Raw genomic sequence first — 20,626 nt, forward strand, 5'->3', positions numbered from 1 at the left:
GAGATACCGTTGTTGCGGGGAGGATCACGATGACTCAGCCGTACTATCCGGTGCCGCGGCACGGGCCGTATGCGGTGCTGCCGCCGCGCTACCGGCCGCTGCGCACGTTTGCGCTGGTCGCCATCGTGCTGATGGGACTGACCGCTCTCATCACCACACTCCAGTCGGTGCTGATGTGGCGCTCCTACGACGAGGTGAAGAACTTCATCTTCCTGAACCTCACCGAGGAGGAGTTCGAGAACGCCACGAACGCCATCGTCGGCAGCGGCTGGCTGGTCAACATCCTCGGCTACCTGCTGTTCGGGACGGCCATCGCTTACCTGCTCTGGCTCTGGTACGCCCGCGAGAACAGTGACTTCCTGAACTCCGCCTTGGCGCCGCGACCACCCGCGAACCCCCTACCGCCCGGCCAGGGGCTGCACCGGCGGAGCGCGGGCTGGGTGATCGGAGCGTGGTTCTGCCCGGTCGTCCAGTTCTGGTACCCACTGCAGCTCGTCCGGGACATCGTCGTCGCCAGCGAACCCCTGGAGCAGCCGGGAGCGGCCAAGAGCCAGCAGATCCGCGCGCTGCTCTACAGCTGGTGGGCGACGTGGGTCGGCTACTGGGTGATCATCGTCGCCGGTCTGCTCGCCGCGACCATCGGCTTTTTCGCCTTCTTCATCCAGGTGGTCGAGTCCGCCGACAACGCCGGCCGGACCACCCAGTTCTACGAATTCCAGGACGTCATGGTCCGGGTCGCTCTCTGGGTGGACATCGGCTTCTCGGTCGCCGCACTGCTGCTGATCGTCGCCACGGTGTCGATGACGCTGCTCATGCTCCAGGTCAACCAGTGGCAGCAGCAGCGAGTCACAGCACCGCCGATCGCCCCCGTGCAGGACTACCGGCCGCCCAGCTTCCCGTCCTACCGCCCGCTGTCGTAGAGCACCACGGCGGTCGCGTCGTCGTACCGTTTCCACCGGATCGTGGCCGCGGCGTCGTCGTACGCGCGGACCCGCCGGATGAGCGCTGCGGGTCCCTCGCTCGTCAGCACGGTCATCAGGTCGTCCCAGCTCCGCCCGTAGTGCTCGGCGTACCGGGAGGCGCCATCACTCAGTACGCCGATCGCCGCGACCTGCGCGCGGTCCGTCGTACCGGTGACTGCCTGGTACGCCGCTGCCGGGTCGGTGCTCGCCACCCAGAAGCCGTCGGGTGCGTTGCGGAGGCGGCGGACGCTCTCCACTGTTCGCTCGGGCAACTGCTCGAGCCGATCGTCGCTGTGGACAGTCACGGCTTGGTCGGGTGCGCGGTAGACGACTGGTGAGTCAGCCAGCACCAGATGCTCGACGTGGTCCGGCCGGACGCGCACCATGGCGACTGTGGACGACGGACTGTCCCGATTGGTGAGGTCACAGCTGTCCGCGTGCTCCGCACAGACCGCAGCGATCGCCTCAGCCAGTACGTCGGCCAGTGGCGCCGTGGATGCGGTCAGCAGGGGAGGTGCGGCGTACCGGGCGATGCGACCGACCAGCCAGGCCACTGTGTGGCGGCAGCCGGAGTCGATGCCCTGGAACGGAGTGGCACCGTCGAGCACCACTGCGAAGTCAGGGCCGGTCAGCACGAGGTCTTCGTTCACTGCGGGCGGTTGACGATCCGGTGCGGGCTGACTGCTCGAGCGAATCTCCACCTGGTCAGTCTGCCCGCGGAGCGGCCCAACTGTCGGCGAGTGACTGCTCCAGGGCGATCTTGGGCGACCAGCCGATCCGCTCACCGATCAGTCCGATGTCGGCCTGCTGCCACGGATCACCCAGCGTGCCGTCCTGCGCCGGGTCGTCGACGATCCGGGCCGGCTGGCCGCTCAGCTCGAACAACTGACCGGCCACATCGCGGGCCAGCGTCGCCCGGCCGCTGCCGACGTTCAGTACCGCGGGCAGCTTGGTGTCGGTCAGAGCGACCGCGACCACCGCCTCGGCGACATCCCGGACGTCCACGAAGTCGCGCCAGACATCGAGCGATCCGACGTCGATCTGCTGCCGGTCGCGCAGGCCCGCGATCACCCGGCCGGTCACCGTCGTCACCGGAGCCCCGGGCCCGACCACATCGAAGATCCGCAGCACGACGGCATCGGCGCCGTTGCGCTGGGCGCGGACGGTCAGCTCGGAGCCGGCCAGCTTGGTCAGCCCGTACGGACCGGCCGGCCGCAGCGCGGATCCCTCCGACTGACTCGCGCCGTGCGGACCACCGCCGTACTCGGCCGCCGCTCCGAGCTGGACGAACCGGGCGTGCCCGGCACTGTCACGGGTCGCGGCCAGCAGCGCCTCGACCGCGGTGACGTTCGCTGCGACCAGGTCAGCCGGATCACCGGAGGTCGCGCCGACCGCATTGATCACCACCGTCGGCTTGTACAGGCCGATCTGGGTCTCCAGTGCGTACGAATGCATCGATGCCAGGTCGCAGCGCAGGTGTGGTTCACCCCGGTTCCGGCTCAGTCCGCGGTACTCGACGCCCCGATCGGCGAGCAGCGCACAGATCCGGCCACCGAGGAATCCACTCGCGCCGAACACCATCACCCGCTCTGATCCGCTCACCCCTCCATCGTGCGGCCCGTAGTTGTCGGTCCGCTGAAGGCATCATCACAACCTGACGCGTAAGCATCACAACTGTCTGTCGGTTGCGGGTGGCAGGGTGGGGGGATGGCAACCAGGCACCAGGCGATACCGACGGAGTCGACGGTTCGGGAGTGGGACGATCCCGAGCTGTCCGGGCAGACGCAGCGGCGGGTGCTGTTCATCGACACCGACCTGACCGAGGTGGAGAACCGCGGCGGGGTGTTCGAGGAGTGCACGTTCCGCGGGGTGCGGTTCAACGCGTCGACCCACACCGATGCCGCCTTCGTGAACTGCACCTTCGTCCGGTGCTCGCTGTTCGACGCCACGTTCACCGGGTGCAAGCTGGTCGGCAGCTTCTTCGACGACTGCACGTACAACCTGCTCAAGGTCTCCGGCGGCGACTGGTCGTTCACCGGGCTGCCGGGTGCGGACCTGCGCGGGGCGGAGTTCAACGGCGTGAAGCTGCGCGAGGCCGATCTGACCGGGGTCCGGGCGGCGAAGGCCGTCGTACGGGATGTCGATCTGTCGGGTGCATCCCTGCAGCGGGCCGATTTCACCGCGGCCGACCTGCGCGGTTCGGACCTGTCGACCCTCGACCCGCTCACCGTCGGGCTCCGGGACGCGCGGATCGATTTAACCCAGGCGATCGTCCTGGCGACCGCGCTCGGGCTGGATGTCCGGCCCTAGCCTGTGGATAACTTTACGTAGCTGAGCCGTCATCCCCCGGGTTACCCACAACCTGTGGATAACCTTCCGGATAACTTTCTGCTCGGGCAGCGATCGCTCAGCGCGTTCGGACCATCGGCCGGAGCCCGTTCGACGGTTTGGCGACCACCGGGACCGGGCGGAGCGTGCCGTGCTCCCGCCGCCGATGCCGCGCCGGCGGACGAGGCCGTACGACGATCATGGCCGCGTGCTCGACGACGTACGGGCCGGTGACCAGCTGCTGTCGTCGCGCGATGGACTGTACTCCAGCCACCAGCCCGACCCCACAGAACGCACCGGCCGTGTTCGCGATCAGATCGTGCAGCTGACAGGACCGTCCGAGCTGGGGGATCAGCGCCTGGATCGCCTCGACCGAGGCCGACAGCCCGATCCCGGCGGCGATCCCGTCACCCGGCCGGCCACTCGCCAGCGCCAGCGCACCGGCCGCCGGCACGAACAGCAGGACGTTGAGCAGACCCTGGACCGAGGTCAGTCCACCGGTCGTGGCGAGGTGGGTACCGCACTGGCCGACCACCGTGCTGAACCGGTGCGGCGTCGGGCTGAGCGTCGCCGCCAGCACCAGCGCGAACGCCGCCGGCATCCCGAACGCTGCGAGGCGAGGGGGCAGTGCCCCCGGCCGCCGCAGCGACGAGAGTGCGACCGGCAGTGCCATGCCGCTCAGCACGAGCCAGGTATCCAGTAGATGTGGGATGCCGCGATAAGTCTCGAGCACTCGCCGGACCCTCCCGTGGTCGACCGCCTGTCTCGATCTCTTCCTCCCCTCGACAATCTGCCGTCGCAGGCACCACCCGCCACCCTTGTCCGGACATCTGCACGCACCCGCAAACAACCCGTGACAATCCGAGCACAAACTGTCACGCCATGAAGGTGCCGAGGGCAACGATCTTTTGCGTTGCGGATCAACCGATCGGTGGAGGCGGCGGACCGGCCGCGCGCCGAGAGTGGAGACATGTCGATCAATCCCACTGCGTCCCGGACCAGCAGTACCTGGCGTAGCGTCACGCTGCTGATCACCGCTTATCTCGCCGTCAGCGTCCTGACGCTGGCGGGCATCATCGCCTTGCGCAACAACACCGCTGCGGTGAACGACGCGGTCTGGATCCGCGGCACGGTCGTGGTCGCGAGCGCCGTACTGACGCTGTCGTTCGTCCGCCGCGCCGCTCGTGGTTCGGCGCGAGCCTTCCTGCGGCTGCGGCTCGTCACCGCGATCATGCTCGTCGCGATCGTGGTCATCGACGTACTGCCCGGCACCTTCCCGCTGTGGATGAAGGTCGAGCAGGCGATCTGTGGCCTGCTGCTGCTCGGTGTCGTGCTGCTCGTCAACGGCAAGCACCTGCGCTCGGTGTTCACTGGAGCCTGAGGAGGCGCACATGAGCGAGCGGGTCTGGCCGGTCCGGCTGACGGTGGTGCCGTACGTCCTGCTCGCCGTACTGACCGCCGTCACGGTGCTGATCAGGCAATCCGACGGACGACCGTTCGGCACCGACCTCGTTCTCTGTACGGCGATCGCGGTGTGGATGCTGTTCGGGTTCACCCTGCGTCCTGCGTGGCGGGAGCGGCCGGCCGCGATGAGCGTGTTCCTGGCGGGGTTCGTCGTACTGATGGGCTGGCTGGTGCTGCGCGACCCCTGGTTCGGATTCCTGACGCCGGCCGGGTACTTCTACGCGTTCGGGTTGCTGCCGTGGCCGTGGCGACTGGCCGGGATCACCGCGGTCGGGGTGGTCGCGGCGACCGCCCAGGCGTACGGCGTACCGAAGGACTCCTGGTACGGATGGCTGACGTATGCCGCTGTGGTCGCGGTGAACGTCCTGGCGATGTGCCTGGCCGCGTGGCTGGACTGGCAGCGCGCCACCCTGCAGCGTCAGCTGGGTGTTCGCGACGAGCGCGAGCGGCTGGCGCGCGAGATCCACGACACCCTCGCCCAGGGCCTGACCGGCATCATCACCCAACTCCAGGCGGCCGAACATGCCGACGACCGCCAACGCCATCTGGACGCCGCGATGAACCTGGCGCGCGAGAGCCTCACCGAAGCCCGCCGCTCGGTCAACGCCCTCCGGCCCGAGGCACTACAAGCCGCCGCACTGCCCGATGCCCTCGACGACCTCACGCGCCGCTGGTCCGCGCTCAACGCGACCCCGGCCGCCTTCAGCGTGACCGGCAACCCTGTCACGCTGACCGAGCCCGTCGAGTCCACCCTGCTCCGAGCCGCCCAGGAGGGGCTCGCCAACGTGATCAAGCATGCTCAGGCAACCCGGGTCGGCGTCACGCTCTCCTACCTGGATTCCCACGTAGCCCTCGACCTGCACGACAACGGCACCGGCTTCACTCCTGATCCCACCACCAGCGGCTTCGGGCTGATCGCGATGCGGCAACGGGTCGAGGCGCTTGACGGCGAGCTCTCGCTCGAGAGCGAGCCGGGGCGTGGGACCACCGTCGCCGTCATCGTCCCGACCCGTGGAGCCGCCTCGTGATCCGGTTGCTGATCGTCGATGACCATCCGGTCGTCCGCGACGGGCTGCGCGGCATGTTCGCCGCCGACCCGGAGTTCGAGGTGGTCGGCGAGGCGGGCGATGGTGCCGAGGCGATCCAGCTGGCCGAGGTGTTCCGGCCGGACGTGGTCCTGATGGACCTCCAGATGCCCGGCGTCGGCGGACTCGACGCCATCCGGCAGCTCGCCGACCGCGGGAGCGCGGCCCGCGTGCTCGTGCTCACCACCTACGCCACCGACACCCACGTCGTACCCGCCCTCGAAGCCGGCGCCACCGGCTACCTGCTCAAGGACGCGCCCCGCGCCGACCTTCTCCGCGCCGTCCGCGCCGCCGCGGCCGGCCGCTCCACCCTCGCCCCCGCCGTCGCCGACGTCCTCGCCCAGCACACCCCCGACCTCCTCACGCCCCGCGAGGTCGAGGTCCTGCACCTGGTGGCCGCCGGCAACACCAACCGCGATACGGCCGGCCGCCTGTTCATCAGCGAGGCCACCGTGAAGACCCACCTGATCAACATCTACGCCAAACTAGGCGTCCCCGACCGAGCCTCCGCCGTCGCCGAAGCCTTCCGCCGCGGCCTGCTCTAGCGGTCGACCACCACACACGGACCGAAGCTTCCGGTCTGCGCGCGGTCCAGCCCGCCGGCACCGCTGAACTTGCCGTCGTCGATCAGCTCGAGCAGCAGCGTGTGCCCACGAAACTTCGCCGGATCGAGGAGCAGGCCCAGGCGGGGGTTGTCACGCGTGGACGTCATGAACTCGGCCGTGTTCAGCACCGCGCCTCGCACCTCATGGATGACGGGTGCCGGAGTCCTGCGACACTTCTTGCCCGGTGGTAGGACCGTCACCTCCGCCCGGACACCAGCGGCTCGGATCCGCTTCTCGAGCCCAGCCGCATCGGTGAAGTTGTAGATCCGTACCCGCACCTTGCCGTCCGCCTCCGTCGTCACCGCGTAGGCCGGCGACGTCGCCTGCTCACCGCCGAGCATCGGTACGGCGACCGCCGTACCGGCTGCCAGTGTCAGACAGGCGGCGATTCCGACCAGCAACCGCTTCGGCCTTTTGCGCCGGATGTCGACCGGCCGTTCGGCGACGACCGTGCGGAGTTCGGCGAGCAGTTTGTCTTCGAAGGTGTTCATGAGGTCATCTCCGTGGGAGTCGGTGCCAGGTGGAGTGACTGCGACCTGAGCCGCCCGCGGGCCCGGTGCAAGCGCACGCGGAACGCGGTGAGCCGGATGCCGAGCACGTGGGCGGCGTCGGTGGGGGACAGGCCGTCGAGCGCGACCAGCTCCAGGGCGGCGCGTTCGCCGTCCGGCAGCTCGGCCATTGCCTGCAGCAACGCCCGCGCCGACGCCTCGGCGTCGATCCGCTCCTCCAGCCGGGTGACGTCGTCCGCCGTGAGCAGCCGCCGGCCCGAGATCCGCTGGTTCGCCCGCAGCTCGCGAGCGTGCCGGCGCTTCTCCGCGGACACCACGTTCCGGGCGATCCCGTAGAGCCACCCGATCGGCGTCCCGAGATTCGCCCGGTACCCGGCCGCCGCGCCGATCGCGGCCAGGAACACATCCGCGGTCAGATCCGCAGCCAGGTACGGATCGTCCACCCGCCGGGCCACGAACCGCTGGATCCGCTCGATGTGCTCGGTGTAGAACGCCTCGAACGCGTCCGGATCCCGCCCGATCTCGGCAATCTGAGTCACGTCAGTCCTTCCGTCGCAGTCGGAAGTACTTGGCCCGAGCGGCGCCCGACGTTACGTCCGATGCTCCTCGACCGCGGACGCCGCTTGCTCGTCCCCATCCGCCCGCAGCCCCGCGATCACCCCGTCCACATCCGCGGCCGACCGGTTCTGCGACAACTTCACCTTCGCCTCGATCCGCGTGATCGCGAGCTCGACACCGACGATCGCCCGCAGCTGCCCGTTCACGAACTTCTCCGGTGCATCATCCACCGACCACGGCTCAGCCCGCGTCCCCTCGTGCAGATCCGTCAACCGCCGTACCAGCTCTCCCACCCAGACCGGATCGTCGTGCACGGTCAGTACGCCGTACACGTGCGCGGTCACGTAGTTCCAGGTCGGCACGACTCGCCCGTGCTCCCGCTTGGCGGCGTACCAACTGGGCGACACATACGAGTCCACCCCATGCATGATCACCAACGCCTCACCAAGCACAGGCCGCTGCCACTGCTCGTTGTTCCGAGCCAGATGCCCCCGAAGCACCCTCCGCTCCGCGTCGTAAACGAACGGCACCATCGTCGCCAGCAACCCACCCTCCGTCATCGTCACCAAATCAGCCGCGCCATGACGAGACAGCAACTCCTCAACCTCGTCATCCCCAGCAGCAAAATGCGCAGGCACATACATCCGAACTCCCACCCTCGACCGACACCCCACCTTCCCCCCACAAACCCTCCCCGCCCAGATCCAATCCACCCCACCTTCCCCACCCAACCGGCCTCCCCGCCCTGGCTCTGGTGGCGCACGAAGGTCATCCGGCGATTGTGCGTAGTGGGCGGAAGAAGGTTTGGAGGTCGGTGGTGAGGAGGTCGGGGACTTCCATGGCGGCGAAGTGGCCGCCGCGTTCGTATTCGGTCCAGTGGGTCATGGCGCCGGCGGGGTCGACGAGGCTTTTGATCGCGGTCTCGGCGCCGAAGACCGCGACTCCGGTCGGGGGCGGAGTCGCCGGCCCCCAGGCGGCGCCCGCGTCGTCGGAGCCCCAGTCGCTGCCGTTGGACTGTTGGGCGAGCATTGCCTTCCATGCCTGCATGCCGTCGTACACGGCGTGGGCTGAGGAGGCGCCGGAGCCGGTGAACCAGTACAGGCTCACGTTGGTGAGTAGCTGGTCGCGGTCGACCGCCTCGTGCGGAAGCTTGTGGGCTGGGTCGGTCCATCCGGCGAACTTCTCCACGATCCAGGCGAGCTGTCCGATCGGCGAATCGTTCAGCCCGTACGCCAGGGTCTGCGGCCGGGTCGACTGCAGGGTCAGGTAGCCGAGGCCGTCCTCGAGGTACCGGTTGAACGTCTCCGCCCGAGCCGTGTCGGAGGCCGACAGGCCCTCGGTGGACACGGGGCCGGCGAACGGCGCCGACGCGGTGACGCCGGCCAGGTGCGCCCCGACCACGTGCGCGGCGTCGATCATCGTCAGCATCCCGGTCACTCCGGAGCCGGCATCGGTGCCATGAGCGGCGTACCGGTCGTAGCCGAGCCGGCTCATCAGCTCGGCCCACATCTGCGCGACCGCGAACAGGTTGAACCCGGCCGGTCCGAGCGGGGTCGAGTACCCGTACCCGGGCAGCGACGGTACGACGACATCGAACGCGTCGCCCGGGTCACCGCCGTACGCGACCGGGTCGGTCAGCCGCCCGATCATCGCCTGGAACTCCACCGGCGACCCCGGCCAGCCGTGGGTCAGGATCAGCGGCAGCGCGTTCGGCTCGGCCGACTTCTGGTGGAAGAAGTGGATCCGCTGACCGGCGATCTCGGTCACGAACTGCGGGATCGCGTTCAGTCCGGCCTCGGCCGCCTGCCAGTCATAGCCATCAGCCCAGTACGCCGCCAGCTCCCGCAGGTAGCCGACCGGAACCCCGCGGCTCCAGTCGTCGACCGCCGGCGTCACCGGCCAGCGCGCCGAGCGCAACCGCGCCCGCAGCTCGTCGACCTCGGCCTGGGGAACCTCGATGGTGAAGGGCTGGATCTCCGTGTTTGTCGTCATGTCCCCAACGGTAGGAACAATTGCGGCGGACTTACTTCCGCAATCATCCGGGACTTTCCCGTGAGATTCTGACCCGGTGCCGACCCGCTTGGACACCGCCCGGATCCGTGCCGCCCGCGAGGTCATCGACCCGGTCTTCCTCGACACCCCTCTCTACGAATGCGAAGCGCTGGAGCCGGAGCTCGGCTGCTCGGTCAGCATCAAACTCGAGACCGCGAACCCGGTGCGCAGCTTCAAGGGCCGCGGTACCGAACTCGTCGCCAGCCAACTCACCGGCAGCGCCGCGGTCTGCGCCAGCGCCGGCAACCTCGGTCAGGCGCTCGCCTGGTCCGGTCGCAAGCGTGGTCTCGACGTCACCGTCGTCGCCTCCCGGTTCGCGACCCCCGCCAAGCTCGACCGCATCCGCGCCCTCGGCGCGACCCTGGAACTGGTCGACGGCGATCATGAACTGGCCCGCGACCGCGCCGCCGAGATCGCCCGTTCCACCGGCATCCGGCTCGTCGAGGACAGCCTCGACCTCGAGACCTGTGAGGGCGCAGCCACGATCGGGCTGGAACTGGTCGGCACACCTTTCGACACCGTCCTCATCGCATTGGGCGGCGGTGCGATGGCCACCGGCATCGGTCACGTATTGAAGGACCTGGCACCCGGTGTCGAGGTCGTCTGCGTCCAGCCGGCGGGCGCACCGGCGATGACACTGTCCTGGCAACAGCAGCGCGTCGTCACCACCGAGTCCGCCGACACCATTGCGGACGGCGTCGCAGGCCGGCGCCCGATCCCCGAAGTACTGACCGATCTCCTGCAGGTGGCCGATGACGCCGTACTCGTCGAGGAATCGTCGATCGTCGCCGGTGTCCGGCTGCTCCACACGCAGGCCGGCCTCGTCGCCGAACCCTCCGCCGCCCTAGGCCTGGCTGCCCTCCTCGAGAACCGCGCCCGCTTCGCAGGCCGCCGAGTCGTCACCATCATCTGCGGCAGCAACGTGAACCCGCCCGACCACCACCGCTGGATTCAGGCCGACCGGTAGCTCAGCACCGGCTCGCCGATCGTCCGCGCCGTCCAGCACAACGTCTGTCCTTGCTGCGCGAACAACTCGTCCCGATGGTCGAAGTACCCCAACCGCTCGACCACCCACCCGGACAAGTCACACACCCCGTCCGCACAATCCCCACCCCAAGCCACCCCAGTCCGCCCGATCGCGTCGAACAGCGTCTCCGCGCCGGCATTGGTGAACGCACCCGGCGCTGCCGTCTCGAACAGCTCACCGACCGCGAGCCACCGGCCCTCCACCCGAAACTCCGGCCAAGCCAAGATCACCCGCGCCGGCACCAGGGGACGCAGCCGCCCGAACCGGGGGTACCAGAACCGCCCGTCGACCGCGAGCCCCTCGACCCGGGTCCGAATTCCACGGCCGCGAGCCACCGCCTCCAGAACGGCCAGCCGCTGACTGCACGAACCACGGCCCCGCCGTACCGACGTCGAGGCCGGCTGCAGATCGTTCAACGCGTAGACCGGCCGAATCCGGCTCCGGATCACCCCATGCGCCGAGCGAAGCCACTCCCGCTCACTCGCTGCTGGAATCTCGGCGACGAGCTCCGAGATTGGCGGCGATACCCAGTCGAGCACTCCGGTCGTCGCCGTCGACCCCGGAACGGCCGCCGTACCGCCAAGACCGCCACGCCGTCGGCGCGGCACCAGCATCCCTGAAGTCACCCGGCCAGTATCGCCCCAGGAAATCGCGTGGCAAGGACGAGCGGCAACCCATAGCGTGCAGCGCATGTCCGAAGTTGTCGTTCCAGTGACCGTTCGCGACCTGACCATCGAGGATCTGCCGACCCTGGGAGAGTCTCCCGCCAAGCTCACCTCGATGGTCGAAGAGCTGACCCGCGCCCAGCAAGGCGAGGTCGACTATCTCGCCGTCTGCGCACCCTCGGGCCAGCCCCTGGGCTACGGAGCCGTCGACTACACGAAGCCGCCCGGGGGAGCGACGATCTACCAACTGACGGTGCTGGAAGCGTTCCAGTCCTGCGGTATCGGCACGATCCTCATCCGGGCGCTCGAGCAGCACATCCGGGCCCGAGACATCCCCTTCGCCGAGCTCGGCATCGACGATGCCAGCCCTCGCCCGCAAGCCCTGTACGAACGCCTCGGCTACACCGTCAGTGGCAGCGAACTCGGCGCGTGGGACATCACCACCACCGACGGGACCACCGAGCGCTACGAAACCACCATCACCCTGCTCCGCAAGCAACTGCTCCCGCTACCTGCTGCCGGTGCGCTGGACTCTGCGCTCCCGCGGGATCTCGTCCGTCGACTCTCGTCGCCGCGGTCATTGCGCGAGCTCGCCGACGAACTGCATGTCACAGATGCGCGGGTGCTTTGGTACCTCACGAAGTTGGCGGACGCCGGTCTTGTCGCGCAGTCGGACGAGTTGTGGGTGCGGACGTCGCTGGGCGCCGACTACCTCGGTACGCCGCAGCCGGCGACCGATGACATCACCGTGCTCCCCGGACGTACGACGTACGACTATCAGCAGGCCTTCGCGGACTCACGCGCCGGCATGTTCGGTGCCACCTTTGTCCAGGCCTCCGGCGAACATGGCGGCCGGGTGCCGTATGCACGGGTGGTCGAGTTCAATCAGCGTCTGCAGGACCTGATCGCCGAGTACTTCGCGCCGGACCGCATCGACCGCTCCGCGAGCCCGAAGTACGGCTTCCACTGGGTTCTCACCCCCACCGACCTGCACCCACTCGACGACGAGTGAACCGGAGGCTTCGATGCGCGCCACTGTCTACCTGATCGTCGGGCTGCCCGGTGCGGGTAAAACCACGCACGCCAAGCAGTTGGAGCTCGAGGCGCCGGCCCTCCGCCTGACTCCGGACGAGTGGCAGATCGTGTTGTTCGACTACGAGAACCCGGATGACAAGCGCGACCTAGTCGAAGGCAAGCTGATCGAGATCGGGATGCGGGCCGCGCAGCTCGGTACGAACGTCATCTTCGACTTCGGCTTCTGGAGCAAGGCCGAACGCTCAGCCCTCCGCTGGATCGCCACCGCCGTCGGCGCCCTCAGCAAAGTTGTCTACCTGCCCATCACCCCTGAAGAGCAACATCGACGAATCACCCACCGCTTCGCCACCACCCCCGACCAGACCTTCTCCATCAGCGACGCCGAACTGGCCGAGTGGCGAACCGTCTTCGAAGCTCCGGACCAAGCAGAACTAGAAGGCACCCACCTAGACCCCGCCCCACCAGACCACCTCACCTGGTCAGCCTGGGCTTCCACCCGCTGGCCGTCCCTCCCCGAGCTCGCCAAGAACCCAGTCATATAAGGAGAGCGCGACCTCAACCCGCCGCTCCACGTCCGCCACGAACAACTCGCCGTACAGCTTCTCCACCTCCGGCGGCCCTGCCAGATCCCCAAGATGTGGCCGCACCGAACTGTTGGGCGGCAACGGCCGATCGCTCGCCGCCCAGAGCCCTTCCATCAAGTACCAAGAGGTAGTCGCAGTAACAAACGCGGCCTTCAACAGATCGCCGCCCGCCATGGCGATCCGGATCTTCTCCGCCGGATACCGAAGATTCGCCGCCAACTCAGCCCGCTCCGCGTCCGAGACTCGGTACCCCTCAAACCGCTCCTGCGCATGCTGCCGCAACCGCGCGAGGACCCCTTCCGGGTCATGCAGAATCCGCCCGTCCAAGTAGGCATAGACGTGCATCGGCGCCTTCTTCAACGCATCCCGAGCACTCCGCTCGTCGGCGTACCCCCACTCAACCGGCACCCCACCCCGCACCTCATGCAATGCCGGCCGACTCATCCCATCACCAAGAATCACCCGCAGATCAACATCAGTCCCCGGCAACGCATCCCCCCGAGCCAGCGACCCCGTCAGCAACACCCCCACAACCTCGTCATCCCGCTGAGCCTCAGCAACCAGCTCTCCCAACAACCCCTCATACCCAGCCAGCACTAGAGACCCTCCGCCGAAAGCGCCATCCACAACCGAACCTCATCGAAAACCACACCACCGCGATCGTGGAACCCACCAGGCAGCCGCCCCCACACCTGAAACCCAAGCCCCACGTACGCCGCCTCAGCCCGAGTGCCACCCCGGCAACTCACCTCAAGCACGGAGCACCCCCACTGCCGAGCCCAATCGCCCGCCGCACCCACGATCCTCCGAGCAAGCCCCGTCCCCCGGGCCGCAGGAAGAATCACAAACCCACCCAGCTCCGCCCGGTGCCGGCACATCCGATGGTCCAGCCGGCGCACCGTGGTCATCCCCGCCACGGCCCCGCCCTCCTCGACCGCAACCAGAAAGCGATACTCACCCCCGCCTTCCTCCTCGACCGCCGACCTCACCAACCCAGCAGTCTCGTCGAGCGTCACCCCACACAGCCGCCCAGCATGAAGGCTCTCGACATCGCTCTCCCGAACAGACCGGACGATCACCCGCCCGACGGTAGTCGCGTTCCCCTCGCTCCAGCCAAGCACTTTCCACGCGACCGTTCCTGGTCCGGATCCCCCGAACGACAGGAGGTATACCTCCACCGGGCCCCCGGCAGGCCACCGCTCAGCCTGACGACGGCGTGCAGCACACCTAAACGTCCTGTCCGTCGGCCGATCGCGATTCTGTCGGATCGCCCTGGCAGTCTGCTCGCCATGCCGATCCCAAGAGCCGCCGCTGTAGTCGTCGAGGGCCCTCGGGCCCTAGTGATCAAGCGCTACCTGCGCCACGACTCAGCCAGCACCTGCGTCATGTGCGGGGCCGCCGAGTGGAGCAGCCCAAACTGCCCCGGCCACCACTACGCCGTACTCCCCGGCGGCCACGTCGAGGAAGGCGAAACCCCAGAAACAGCAGCCCTACGCGAACTGAACGAGGAAACCACCCTCACCGCCAAGATCGACCGCCTGCTCTGGACCGGTAAACACAACGGCCGACCCGCCTCCTACTTCCTCATGACCGAAGTCGCCGGCACCCCAGCCCTGTCCGGCGACGAAGCAGAGTCCCAAACCCCCAACAACATCTCCGAACTCCTGTGGGCCGACCCCACCGAGTTCGACAGCCTGGGCCTCTACCCCGCCGACATCAGATCCCCACTAGCCGCACTGCTAGACACCAGCACCTAGCCCTCAACGATCAGCGGAACGCCACCTCGGCGTCCCAGTACGGGGGCAGGTCAGCCGGTCCCCACGACGGTTCGGGACGGAAATCCGTGTACGCGCCGTCGAACGGGAAGCGGCCAGCCTCGATGTCGCCGGTGATGCGCTCGCCGGCCGCGCGGATGCCGTCCGCCTCAGCTGCTGTCCAGTACGCCGGATGACCGATCCGCTCGTCCAGCTCGTCCTCGTCCTTCAGCGACCAACTGCGATCAGGCGCGACCAGGATGTCCAGCGCGTGATCGAGGACGTCGATCCCAGCCGACCAACGTCGTACCGGCGACTCCAGGTTCACGTACCACCCTTCGAACCGCATCTCCAGGTCGAAGAACCACCACACCGAATGGTCCGCCCCGGGTTCGGTCCGCATCAGCACGTGCCGACCTTCCCACTGCCGAGGCCACAGCATCGACGCTGTCCGGTCCCGCTCCGCCAGCGACATCTTCCGAATCAACGCCCCGTCCCGAGTCCCGCGCAACATGCAGTCCGACCCGGCCGCAGTCCACGTAAGCAACGCCTCCGCGTCGTCACAAACAACCCGCGTGGTCTGCACCGCGGCAATCATCCCGTTGAGATGGACATCGCGACGAGCAATAGACCGACCAGGAGCAAAGACCATCGGGCAATGCTACGGCCGTCTCCAGCCCTCCCGCAGGCCTCTGAAAATGAGGGGAAGTGTTGCTGGTCGCCTGCCAGACTCAACTCCTCGCGAAGGGAAGGGGACACGGCGATGGAAGCAGCTGAAGCGCGCCGTGCGGTGGCTGCGGCGATGTCGACCGCCTCAGAACTCAACCTGTCCGTCGACGACGCGACCATTCTCAGCAACTCCAACCGACTCGTCATCCGCCTGACCCCATGCGACACCGTCGCCCGAGTCACGCCCATCACGCATTTCGCCAGCGCAGAGCAAGAAGTCGAACTCGTGAGGCAGCTAACGCCGACGGACACCTCAGTCGCCCCACTCGAGCCCCGAGTCGAACCACGCGTCTTCACACAAGACGGCTTCAAAATCACCCTGTGGACCTACTTCGAACCCGTGCAGTCTCGAACGCTTCCCCCAGCCGAGTACGCCCAGGCGCTCGCACGTCTCCACACCGGCCTACGCCGCATCGACGTCCCGACGCCACACTTCATGGACCGAGTAGCTGCCACTCAACAAGACGTTGCCACCCGTGCCGTCACCCCCGACCTCGCAGACACAGACCGAGCCCTGCTCGCCAACGCCCTCCACGATCTGAAGCAATCAATCGTCAACCGCCGTCCCGCCGAACAACTGCTACACGGCGAGCCCCACCCGTTCAACATCCTCAACACCAAGAACGGCCCACTCTTCATCGACTTCGAAAACACCACCCGCGGCCCCGTCGAGTACGACTTGGCCTGGACCCCCAACAAGGTCAGCCACCACTACCCCAACGCCGACCAAGACCTGATCGGCGACTGCAGAGGCGTCGTACTCGCGATCATCGCCGCACACCGCTGGAGCCTCAACGACCACCACCCAAGCGGCAGACGCTCAGGAGTCGCATTCCTGCGCGCCCTACGAGAGGGCCCACCCTGGCCAGCTCTCGACGACGTCACCTGGTAGCACCACCACGCACAACTTGACGTGGGTGAGGTGCAACGCCGCCCGCAGGTGGGCGCGGTAGCGCACGGACCTGAGGGTGGGCCGGCTGGCTGCGTAGCACGCGACGAAGAAGTGGGCGTAGCTGCCGCGGGGGAATCACTAAACCGCGGCGCCCAGCCACCGAAGGGCGAGCGAAGCGAGACCCAAAGGGGGTGCGGGTGGCGGAGCCCCCGCCGGCGGCAAGCGAAGCGCAGCCGCACAAATGACGAAGGCGACCCGGTCCGCGCTTTCTGCGGACACGAGTCGCCATCGGCTTCGTGGAGACGAGGGGACTTGAACCCCTAACCCCTGCCTTGCAAAGGCAGTGCTCTGCCAGTTGAGCTACGCCCCCGTGGTGGGGTGGTCAGCGGCCCGGGGTGACCGGGTCGACGGCCTCGGCCCAGAGGTCCTTGTCGGCGCGGGACTGCTGGGTCTTCTTGTAAGCGAAGTATCCACCGATGCCGGCCAGCAGCACCAGCAGAATCTTTCTCAGCACCGCGGGACTCCTCGGATCGGGGGTTTCACGATCTGGTGGGCCTAACTGGATTTGAACCAGTGACCTCTGCCTTATCAGGGCAGCGCTCTAACCAACTGAGCTATAGGCCCGTATCTACGGGGTCGAACCTGGGAGAGATTACCGCACCAGGTGCCTGTCTCCCAAACCGGTTCCGGCCGGACCCTGGTGGGCCCGGCCGGGAGGGCTCAGTCCTCCGACGCGAGCGTGACTTCGAGGCCGCCGAGCAGCGTGGCGGCGATGTTGTAGAGGAAGGATCCGAGGGTGGCCAGGGCCGTGATGATCAGCACATCGGCGCAGGCGAGCAGGGTGGTGAAACCCATCACCTTGCCGGTGTTGATGTAGTTCTCGATCCGGAACGGCTCGGTGTTCGGGTTGCCGAGCACCTCGGTGACGGTGCTGTTGATGTTCTCGAAGACACCGGCGGCACCGATCGCGGACCAGACGATGAAGACCGCGACCCAGGTGACGATGCCGAAGGCGATCGAGAGCAGGAACGCCGTCTTCATGACCGACCACGGGTCGATCCGGGACATCCGCAGCCGGGCCTTGCGGGTCTGCCCCTTGGCCGACGCCTTGGTGGTGTCCCCGAGCTCGACGCTCTCGCTGTCCGATTTGCCGGTCATGCCGGCGGCCTTGTCGAGGACGGCCTGACGGGCCGCACTCACCTTGTCACCGAACGACTCGGTCTTGCCGCCGAACGTGCCGGGCTTCTCGGTGCGTCCGGTCACCCCGTACGACGATCCGCCGTCACCAGGCTGACCCGCGGCCGGTGTCGTGCTGGGTGTCCACGGCTCCGGGCGGCCCGGCGTACTGGGTGCTGGGGTGGGTCGGGAGGTGCTGGGCTGAGCCCCCGGGCGAACCGGCGGCTGCTGCGCCGGACGGGCCGGCGCTCCGGCCGTGCCCGGTCGCTGCTGCTGCGGGCGGAGCTCGGCGGCTGGCCGCTGCGTGCTCGGCGGCGGCGTGGCAGCCCGGCCGTTCCCACTGGGGCGACCGTTGGCCGATTGACCGTTGGAGGGCGGAGTGGCCGGCGTGGACTGCTTCGCGCCCGGCGCGGGGCGCTGAGACTTGGAGCTGTCCGCACCTTCGGGCCAGGTCGGCCTCGCGCGGTTGGTCATCAGTTACCCTCCTGGCCGGCATCGTCGTCTTCGACGGTAGCCGCGCCGTTCACATCCGTCGAACGCTCGTCGGAAGTACTGACGCTCCCAGCCGGGCTTTCGGTTGTCGAAGCGTCCACATCCTGGGACGCCGCAACCGCATCGACACCTTCCGCACCCTCGGCGCCCTCGGCCCCTTCGACGCCCTCGACGGTCAGGTCGGTGTTCCGGGCGATCGCGACGACCGCGTCGGACTCGCCGACCCCGGCGAACCGAACGCCCATCGTGTCCCGGCCCTTGACCGGCACGCTGTCGACCCGGCTGCGCACGACCTGGCCGCTGGCCTTGATCGCCAGCACCTGGTCCTCGTCGACGACGATGATCGCGCCGACCAGCGAACCGCGCTCGTCGTTCAGCTTGACCGCCTTGATGCCGAGCCCGCCGCGACCCTGCTGCCGGTACTGCGCGACCTGCGACCGCTTGGCGTACCCGGCGTCGGTGACGGTGAAGACGTACTGCGCCTCTTCGTCGTCGCCGGCCCGGATGACCGACATCGACAGCAGCTCGTCACCCGCGCGGAACTTCATCCCCGTGACACCGGAGGTGGCCCGGCCCATCGGGCGGAGCTGCTCGTCGTTCGCGGTGAAGCGGATCGACTGCCCCTTGCGGGAGACCAGCAGCAGGTCGTCGTTCGCGGTGGCCACGTCGGCGCCGATCAGCTCGTCGTCGTCCTCGCGGAAGTTGACCGCGATGATGCCGCTCTGCCGGGCCGAGTCGTAGTCGGTCAGTGCCGTCTTCTTGACCAGGCCCTTCTTGGTCGCGAGCACCAGGTAGTCGGACTGCTCGTAGTCGCGCAGCGTCAGCACCTGCGCGATGTCCTCGTCCGGCTGGAAGGAGAGCAGCCCGGCCACGTGCGAACCCTTGGCGTCGCGCGCCGACTCGGGCAGCTGCCACACCTTGGCCCGGTAGACCCGGCCCTTGGTGGTGAAGAACAGCATCCAGTGGTGGTTCGTGGTGGCGAAGAAGTGGTTGATCTCGTCCTCGGCCCGCAGCTGCGCACCGCGGACACCCTTACCGCCGCGGTTCTGCGTCCGGTACAGGTCGGCCTTGGTCCGCTTCGCGTAGCCGCCGCGGGTGATGGTGACCACGACGTCCTCGTCCGGGACCAGGTCCTGCACGGACAGGTCGCCGTCGGCCGCGATGATCTCGGTACGGCGGTCGTCGCCGAACTTCTCGACGATCTCGGCCAGCTCGTCGCGGACGATGTTCCGCTGCCGGACCGGGTCGGCCAGGATGTCCTCGAGATCGGCGATGATCGCTTCGAGCTCGTTCAGCCGGTCGACGATCTTCTGCCGCTCCAGGGCGGCCAGCCGACGCAGCTGCATGTCCAGGATTGCCTGCGCCTGGATCTCGTCGATCTCCAGCAGGCTCATCAGGCCCTGCCGCGCCTCTTCGACGTCGGGGCTGCGGCGGATCAGTGCGATGACCTCGTCCAGCGCGTCCAGCGCCTTCACGTACCCGCGGAAGATGTGCGCGTTCTTCTCGGCCTCACGCAGGCGGTAGCGCGTCCGGCGCTGGATGACCTCGATCTGGTGGTCGATCCAGTGCGTGATGAACAGGTCGAGGCTGAGCGTGCGCGGTACGCCGTCGACCAGCGCCAGCATGTTGCACCCGAAGGTGTCCTGCAGCTGGGTGTGCTTGTAGAGGTTGTTCAGGACGACGCGCGGCTGGGCGTCGCGCTTGAGCACGATCACCAGGCGCTGGCCGGTCCGGGACGACGTGTCGTCGCGGATGTCGGCGATCCCGGTCATCTTGCCGGTGTTCACCAGCTCGGCGATCTTCTGCGCCAGGTTGTCCGGGTTGACCATGTACGGCAGCTGGCTGACGACCAGGCTGGTCCGGCCCTTGGCGTCCTCCTCGATGTCGACCACCGCGCGCATCGTGACCGAGCCACGACCGGTGCGGTAGGCGTCGTCGATGCCCTTGTAGCCGACGATCAGGGCGCCGTTCGGGAAGTCCGGGCCTTTGATGTTCTCCATGCAGGCCGCCAGGACTTCTTCCTGGGTGGCGTCCGGGTGCTCCAGGCACCACTGCGCCGCGGCCGCGACCTCGCGCAGGTTGTGCGGCGGGATCTGGGTCGCCATCCCGACCGCGATCCCGGCCGAGCCGTTCACCAGCAGGTTCGGGAAGCGGCTGGGCAGGATCACCGGCTCCTGCGAGCGGCCGTCGTAGTTGGGGCGGAAGTCGACCGTCTCCTGGTCGATGTCGCGCACCATCTCCATCGCCAGCGGGGCCAGCCGGCACTCGGTGTACCGCATCGCGGCCGCCGGGTCGTTACCCGGCGAACCGAAGTTGCCCTGGCCCTGGATCATCGGTGCCCGCATCACCCACGGCTGCGCGAGCCGGACCAGGGTGTCGTAGATGGCGGAGTCGCCGTGCGGGTGGTACTGACCCATCACGTCACCGACGATGCGCGAGCACTTGGAGAAACCGCGGTCCGGCCGGTAGCCGCCGTCGTACATGGCGTAGAGGATCCGGCGGTGCACCGGCTTCAGGCCGTCGCGCACCTCGGGCAGCGCGCGGCCGACGATGACGGCCATCGCGTAGTCGAGGTACGACTGCTGCATCTCGGTCTGCAGATCGAGCGGCTCGATCCGGTCGTGTCCAGGAGAAATGGGGGTCTCGGTCATCTGATGCTCGTCCCGTTCGTGTCAGACGTCGTACGTCGCTGAAGTCGGCGCTGGAGTG

Annotated in this window: 24 protein-coding genes and 2 tRNA genes; 10 read left to right on the forward strand and 16 right to left on the reverse strand. The window is 68.0% G+C overall.

Annotated elements, in window-relative coordinates:
• Window positions 1–29 precede the first annotated feature (29 nt).
• Window positions 30–920, forward strand: a complete 891-nt coding sequence (locus ACFCV3_RS24655; protein ID WP_376033512.1) for a DUF4328 domain-containing protein — start codon at window positions 30–32, stop codon at window positions 918–920.
• On the opposite strand, the gene ACFCV3_RS24660 is transcribed toward ACFCV3_RS24655, so the two are convergent.
• Window positions 902–1,663 carry a protein phosphatase 2C domain-containing protein gene (locus tag ACFCV3_RS24660; RefSeq protein WP_376033514.1) on the reverse strand — a complete coding sequence of 254 codons (762 nt, stop codon included), beginning with the start codon at window positions 1,661–1,663 and terminating at the stop codon, window positions 902–904. The genes ACFCV3_RS24655 and ACFCV3_RS24660 overlap by 19 nt on opposite strands.
• 4 nt (window positions 1,664–1,667) lie before the next feature.
• The gene (locus ACFCV3_RS24665; RefSeq protein WP_376033516.1) at window positions 1,668–2,564 is read right to left on the reverse strand and encodes an NAD-dependent epimerase/dehydratase family protein; all 897 of its coding nucleotides are present in this window, start codon (window positions 2,562–2,564) and stop codon (window positions 1,668–1,670) included.
• 105 nt (window positions 2,565–2,669) lie between these two features.
• Between ACFCV3_RS24665 and ACFCV3_RS24670 the strand changes: the two genes are divergently transcribed.
• Window positions 2,670–3,272 carry a pentapeptide repeat-containing protein gene (locus tag ACFCV3_RS24670; RefSeq protein ID WP_376033518.1) on the forward strand — a complete coding sequence of 201 codons (603 nt, stop codon included), beginning with the start codon at window positions 2,670–2,672 and terminating at the stop codon, window positions 3,270–3,272.
• 97 nt (window positions 3,273–3,369) lie between these two features.
• On the opposite strand, the gene ACFCV3_RS24675 is transcribed toward ACFCV3_RS24670, so the two are convergent.
• Window positions 3,370–4,023, reverse strand: a complete 654-nt coding sequence (locus ACFCV3_RS24675; protein WP_376033520.1) for a VanZ family protein — start codon at window positions 4,021–4,023, stop codon at window positions 3,370–3,372.
• Between the two features lie 237 nt (window positions 4,024–4,260).
• On the opposite strand from ACFCV3_RS24675, the gene ACFCV3_RS24680 reads away from it, so the two are divergent.
• The 3 genes from ACFCV3_RS24680 to ACFCV3_RS24690 are packed head-to-tail and all read left to right on the forward strand — an operon-like array spanning window position 4,261 to window position 6,384.
• Complete coding sequence (locus tag ACFCV3_RS24680; protein ID WP_376033522.1) at window positions 4,261–4,671, forward strand: hypothetical protein; 411 nt, start codon at window positions 4,261–4,263, stop codon at window positions 4,669–4,671.
• Window positions 4,672–4,681: 10 nt separating this feature from the next.
• Window positions 4,682–5,782 (forward strand): sensor histidine kinase, encoded by a 1,101-nt coding sequence (locus ACFCV3_RS24685; RefSeq protein ID WP_376033524.1) that lies wholly within the window; start codon window positions 4,682–4,684, stop codon window positions 5,780–5,782.
• Window positions 5,779–6,384: a response regulator gene (locus ACFCV3_RS24690; RefSeq protein WP_376033526.1), complete on the forward strand. Its 606-nt coding sequence runs from the start codon at window positions 5,779–5,781 to the stop codon at window positions 6,382–6,384. Before ACFCV3_RS24685 ends, ACFCV3_RS24690 begins: the two co-directional genes overlap by 4 nt.
• Here the strand turns inward: ACFCV3_RS24690 and ACFCV3_RS24695 are convergent.
• The 4 genes from ACFCV3_RS24695 to ACFCV3_RS24710 form a co-directional block, all read right to left on the reverse strand.
• Window positions 6,381–6,935: a hypothetical protein gene (locus tag ACFCV3_RS24695; protein WP_376033528.1), complete on the reverse strand. Its 555-nt coding sequence runs from the start codon at window positions 6,933–6,935 to the stop codon at window positions 6,381–6,383. The two genes, ACFCV3_RS24690 and ACFCV3_RS24695, sit on opposite strands and share 4 nt — an antisense overlap.
• Window positions 6,932–7,492 (reverse strand): RNA polymerase sigma factor, encoded by a 561-nt coding sequence (locus ACFCV3_RS24700; protein WP_376033530.1) that lies wholly within the window; start codon window positions 7,490–7,492, stop codon window positions 6,932–6,934. The genes ACFCV3_RS24695 and ACFCV3_RS24700 overlap by 4 nt, the downstream gene beginning before the upstream one ends.
• A gap of 51 nt (window positions 7,493–7,543) precedes the next feature.
• Window positions 7,544–8,155: an FMN-binding negative transcriptional regulator gene (locus ACFCV3_RS24705; RefSeq protein WP_376033532.1), complete on the reverse strand. Its 612-nt coding sequence runs from the start codon at window positions 8,153–8,155 to the stop codon at window positions 7,544–7,546.
• A gap of 124 nt (window positions 8,156–8,279) precedes the next feature.
• The gene (locus tag ACFCV3_RS24710) at window positions 8,280–9,503 is read right to left on the reverse strand and encodes an epoxide hydrolase family protein (RefSeq protein WP_376033534.1); all 1,224 of its coding nucleotides are present in this window, start codon (window positions 9,501–9,503) and stop codon (window positions 8,280–8,282) included.
• A gap of 76 nt (window positions 9,504–9,579) precedes the next feature.
• Between ACFCV3_RS24710 and ACFCV3_RS24715 the strand changes: the two genes are divergently transcribed.
• Complete coding sequence (locus ACFCV3_RS24715; protein ID WP_376033536.1) at window positions 9,580–10,530, forward strand: threonine/serine dehydratase; 951 nt, start codon at window positions 9,580–9,582, stop codon at window positions 10,528–10,530.
• Here the strand turns inward: ACFCV3_RS24715 and ACFCV3_RS24720 are convergent.
• The gene (locus tag ACFCV3_RS24720; RefSeq protein ID WP_376033538.1) at window positions 10,515–11,216 is read right to left on the reverse strand and encodes a hypothetical protein; all 702 of its coding nucleotides are present in this window, start codon (window positions 11,214–11,216) and stop codon (window positions 10,515–10,517) included. The genes ACFCV3_RS24715 and ACFCV3_RS24720 overlap by 16 nt on opposite strands.
• 64 nt (window positions 11,217–11,280) lie before the next feature.
• Between ACFCV3_RS24720 and ACFCV3_RS24725 the strand changes: the two genes are divergently transcribed.
• Both ACFCV3_RS24725 and ACFCV3_RS24730 read left to right on the forward strand, forming a co-directional pair.
• A complete protein-coding gene (locus tag ACFCV3_RS24725; RefSeq protein ID WP_376033540.1) occupies window positions 11,281–12,267 on the forward strand; it encodes a GNAT family N-acetyltransferase in 987 nt (328 codons plus the stop codon).
• 13 nt (window positions 12,268–12,280) lie between these two features.
• Window positions 12,281–12,832 (forward strand): AAA family ATPase, encoded by a 552-nt coding sequence (locus ACFCV3_RS24730; RefSeq protein WP_376033542.1) that lies wholly within the window; start codon window positions 12,281–12,283, stop codon window positions 12,830–12,832.
• On the opposite strand, the gene ACFCV3_RS24735 is transcribed toward ACFCV3_RS24730, so the two are convergent.
• Together ACFCV3_RS24735 and ACFCV3_RS24740 are read right to left on the reverse strand one after the other, a co-directional pair.
• A complete protein-coding gene (locus ACFCV3_RS24735) occupies window positions 12,770–13,501 on the reverse strand; it encodes a nucleotidyltransferase domain-containing protein (RefSeq protein ID WP_376033544.1) in 732 nt (243 codons plus the stop codon). The two genes, ACFCV3_RS24730 and ACFCV3_RS24735, sit on opposite strands and share 63 nt — an antisense overlap.
• Window positions 13,471–14,052, reverse strand: coding sequence for a GNAT family N-acetyltransferase (locus tag ACFCV3_RS24740; protein WP_376033546.1), 582 nt, complete (start codon window positions 14,050–14,052; stop codon window positions 13,471–13,473). The genes ACFCV3_RS24735 and ACFCV3_RS24740 overlap by 31 nt, the downstream gene beginning before the upstream one ends.
• Before the next feature lie 111 nt (window positions 14,053–14,163).
• Between ACFCV3_RS24740 and ACFCV3_RS24745 the strand changes: the two genes are divergently transcribed.
• Entirely contained in the window at window positions 14,164–14,631 is a 468-nt protein-coding gene (locus ACFCV3_RS24745; RefSeq protein WP_376033548.1) for an NUDIX hydrolase, read from the forward strand.
• A 10-nt stretch (window positions 14,632–14,641) separates the two neighbouring features.
• Here the strand turns inward: ACFCV3_RS24745 and ACFCV3_RS24750 are convergent, their stop codons facing one another.
• On the reverse strand, window positions 14,642–15,280 hold the full coding sequence (locus ACFCV3_RS24750) for a DUF402 domain-containing protein (protein ID WP_376033550.1): 639 nt from the start codon (window positions 15,278–15,280) through the stop codon (window positions 14,642–14,644).
• A 111-nt stretch (window positions 15,281–15,391) separates the two neighbouring features.
• Between ACFCV3_RS24750 and ACFCV3_RS24755 the strand changes: the two genes are divergently transcribed.
• The gene (locus ACFCV3_RS24755) at window positions 15,392–16,249 is read left to right on the forward strand and encodes an aminoglycoside phosphotransferase family protein (RefSeq protein WP_376033552.1); all 858 of its coding nucleotides are present in this window, start codon (window positions 15,392–15,394) and stop codon (window positions 16,247–16,249) included.
• A gap of 297 nt (window positions 16,250–16,546) precedes the next feature.
• On the opposite strand, the gene ACFCV3_RS24760 is transcribed toward ACFCV3_RS24755, so the two are convergent.
• From ACFCV3_RS24760 to gyrA, 5 genes are all read right to left on the reverse strand, one after another.
• A tRNA-Ala gene (locus tag ACFCV3_RS24760) sits at window positions 16,547–16,619 on the reverse strand.
• Window positions 16,620–16,631: 12 nt separating this feature from the next.
• A complete protein-coding gene (locus ACFCV3_RS24765) occupies window positions 16,632–16,763 on the reverse strand; it encodes a DLW-39 family protein (RefSeq protein WP_238176512.1) in 132 nt (43 codons plus the stop codon).
• A 33-nt stretch (window positions 16,764–16,796) separates the two neighbouring features.
• Window positions 16,797–16,873, reverse strand: a tRNA-Ile gene (locus ACFCV3_RS24770).
• 96 nt (window positions 16,874–16,969) lie between these two features.
• Entirely contained in the window at window positions 16,970–17,899 is a 930-nt protein-coding gene (locus tag ACFCV3_RS24775; RefSeq protein WP_376033554.1) for a DUF3566 domain-containing protein, read from the reverse strand.
• Window positions 17,899–20,568, reverse strand: a complete 2,670-nt coding sequence (gene gyrA / locus ACFCV3_RS24780) for a DNA gyrase subunit A (protein WP_376033556.1) — start codon at window positions 20,566–20,568, stop codon at window positions 17,899–17,901. Before gyrA ends, ACFCV3_RS24775 begins: the two co-directional genes overlap by 1 nt.
• Window positions 20,569–20,626: the final 58 nt, after the last annotated feature.

This window comes from Kribbella sp. NPDC056345, from assembly GCF_042262745.1.
GTDB lineage: Bacteria > Actinomycetota > Actinomycetes > Propionibacteriales > Kribbellaceae > Kribbella.

Excerpts from the sequence above, each read along its gene's own strand:
- ACFCV3_RS24685 (WP_376033524.1), top strand. The coding sequence starts at position 4,682 with ATGAGCGAGCGGGTCTGGCCGGTCCGGCTGACGGTGGTGCCGTACGTC.
- ACFCV3_RS24710 (WP_376033534.1), bottom strand. The coding sequence starts at position 9,503 with ATGACGACAAACACGGAGATCCAGCCCTTCACCATCGAGGTTCCCCAG.
- ACFCV3_RS24775 (WP_376033554.1), bottom strand. The coding sequence starts at position 17,899 with ATGACCAACCGCGCGAGGCCGACCTGGCCCGAAGGTGCGGACAGCTCC.
- ACFCV3_RS24725 (WP_376033540.1), top strand. The coding sequence starts at position 11,281 with ATGTCCGAAGTTGTCGTTCCAGTGACCGTTCGCGACCTGACCATCGAG.
- ACFCV3_RS24655 (WP_376033512.1), top strand. The coding sequence starts at position 30 with ATGACTCAGCCGTACTATCCGGTGCCGCGGCACGGGCCGTATGCGGTG.
- ACFCV3_RS24705 (WP_376033532.1), bottom strand. The coding sequence starts at position 8,155 with ATGTATGTGCCTGCGCATTTTGCTGCTGGGGATGACGAGGTTGAGGAG.
- ACFCV3_RS24750 (WP_376033550.1), bottom strand. The coding sequence starts at position 15,280 with ATGGTCTTTGCTCCTGGTCGGTCTATTGCTCGTCGCGATGTCCATCTC.
- ACFCV3_RS24680 (WP_376033522.1), top strand. The coding sequence starts at position 4,261 with ATGTCGATCAATCCCACTGCGTCCCGGACCAGCAGTACCTGGCGTAGC.
- gyrA (WP_376033556.1), bottom strand. The coding sequence starts at position 20,568 with ATGACCGAGACCCCCATTTCTCCTGGACACGACCGGATCGAGCCGCTC.
- ACFCV3_RS24695 (WP_376033528.1), bottom strand. The coding sequence starts at position 6,935 with ATGAACACCTTCGAAGACAAACTGCTCGCCGAACTCCGCACGGTCGTC.
- ACFCV3_RS24755 (WP_376033552.1), top strand. The coding sequence starts at position 15,392 with ATGGAAGCAGCTGAAGCGCGCCGTGCGGTGGCTGCGGCGATGTCGACC.
- ACFCV3_RS24670 (WP_376033518.1), top strand. The coding sequence starts at position 2,670 with ATGGCAACCAGGCACCAGGCGATACCGACGGAGTCGACGGTTCGGGAG.
- ACFCV3_RS24745 (WP_376033548.1), top strand. The coding sequence starts at position 14,164 with ATGCCGATCCCAAGAGCCGCCGCTGTAGTCGTCGAGGGCCCTCGGGCC.
- ACFCV3_RS24730 (WP_376033542.1), top strand. The coding sequence starts at position 12,281 with ATGCGCGCCACTGTCTACCTGATCGTCGGGCTGCCCGGTGCGGGTAAA.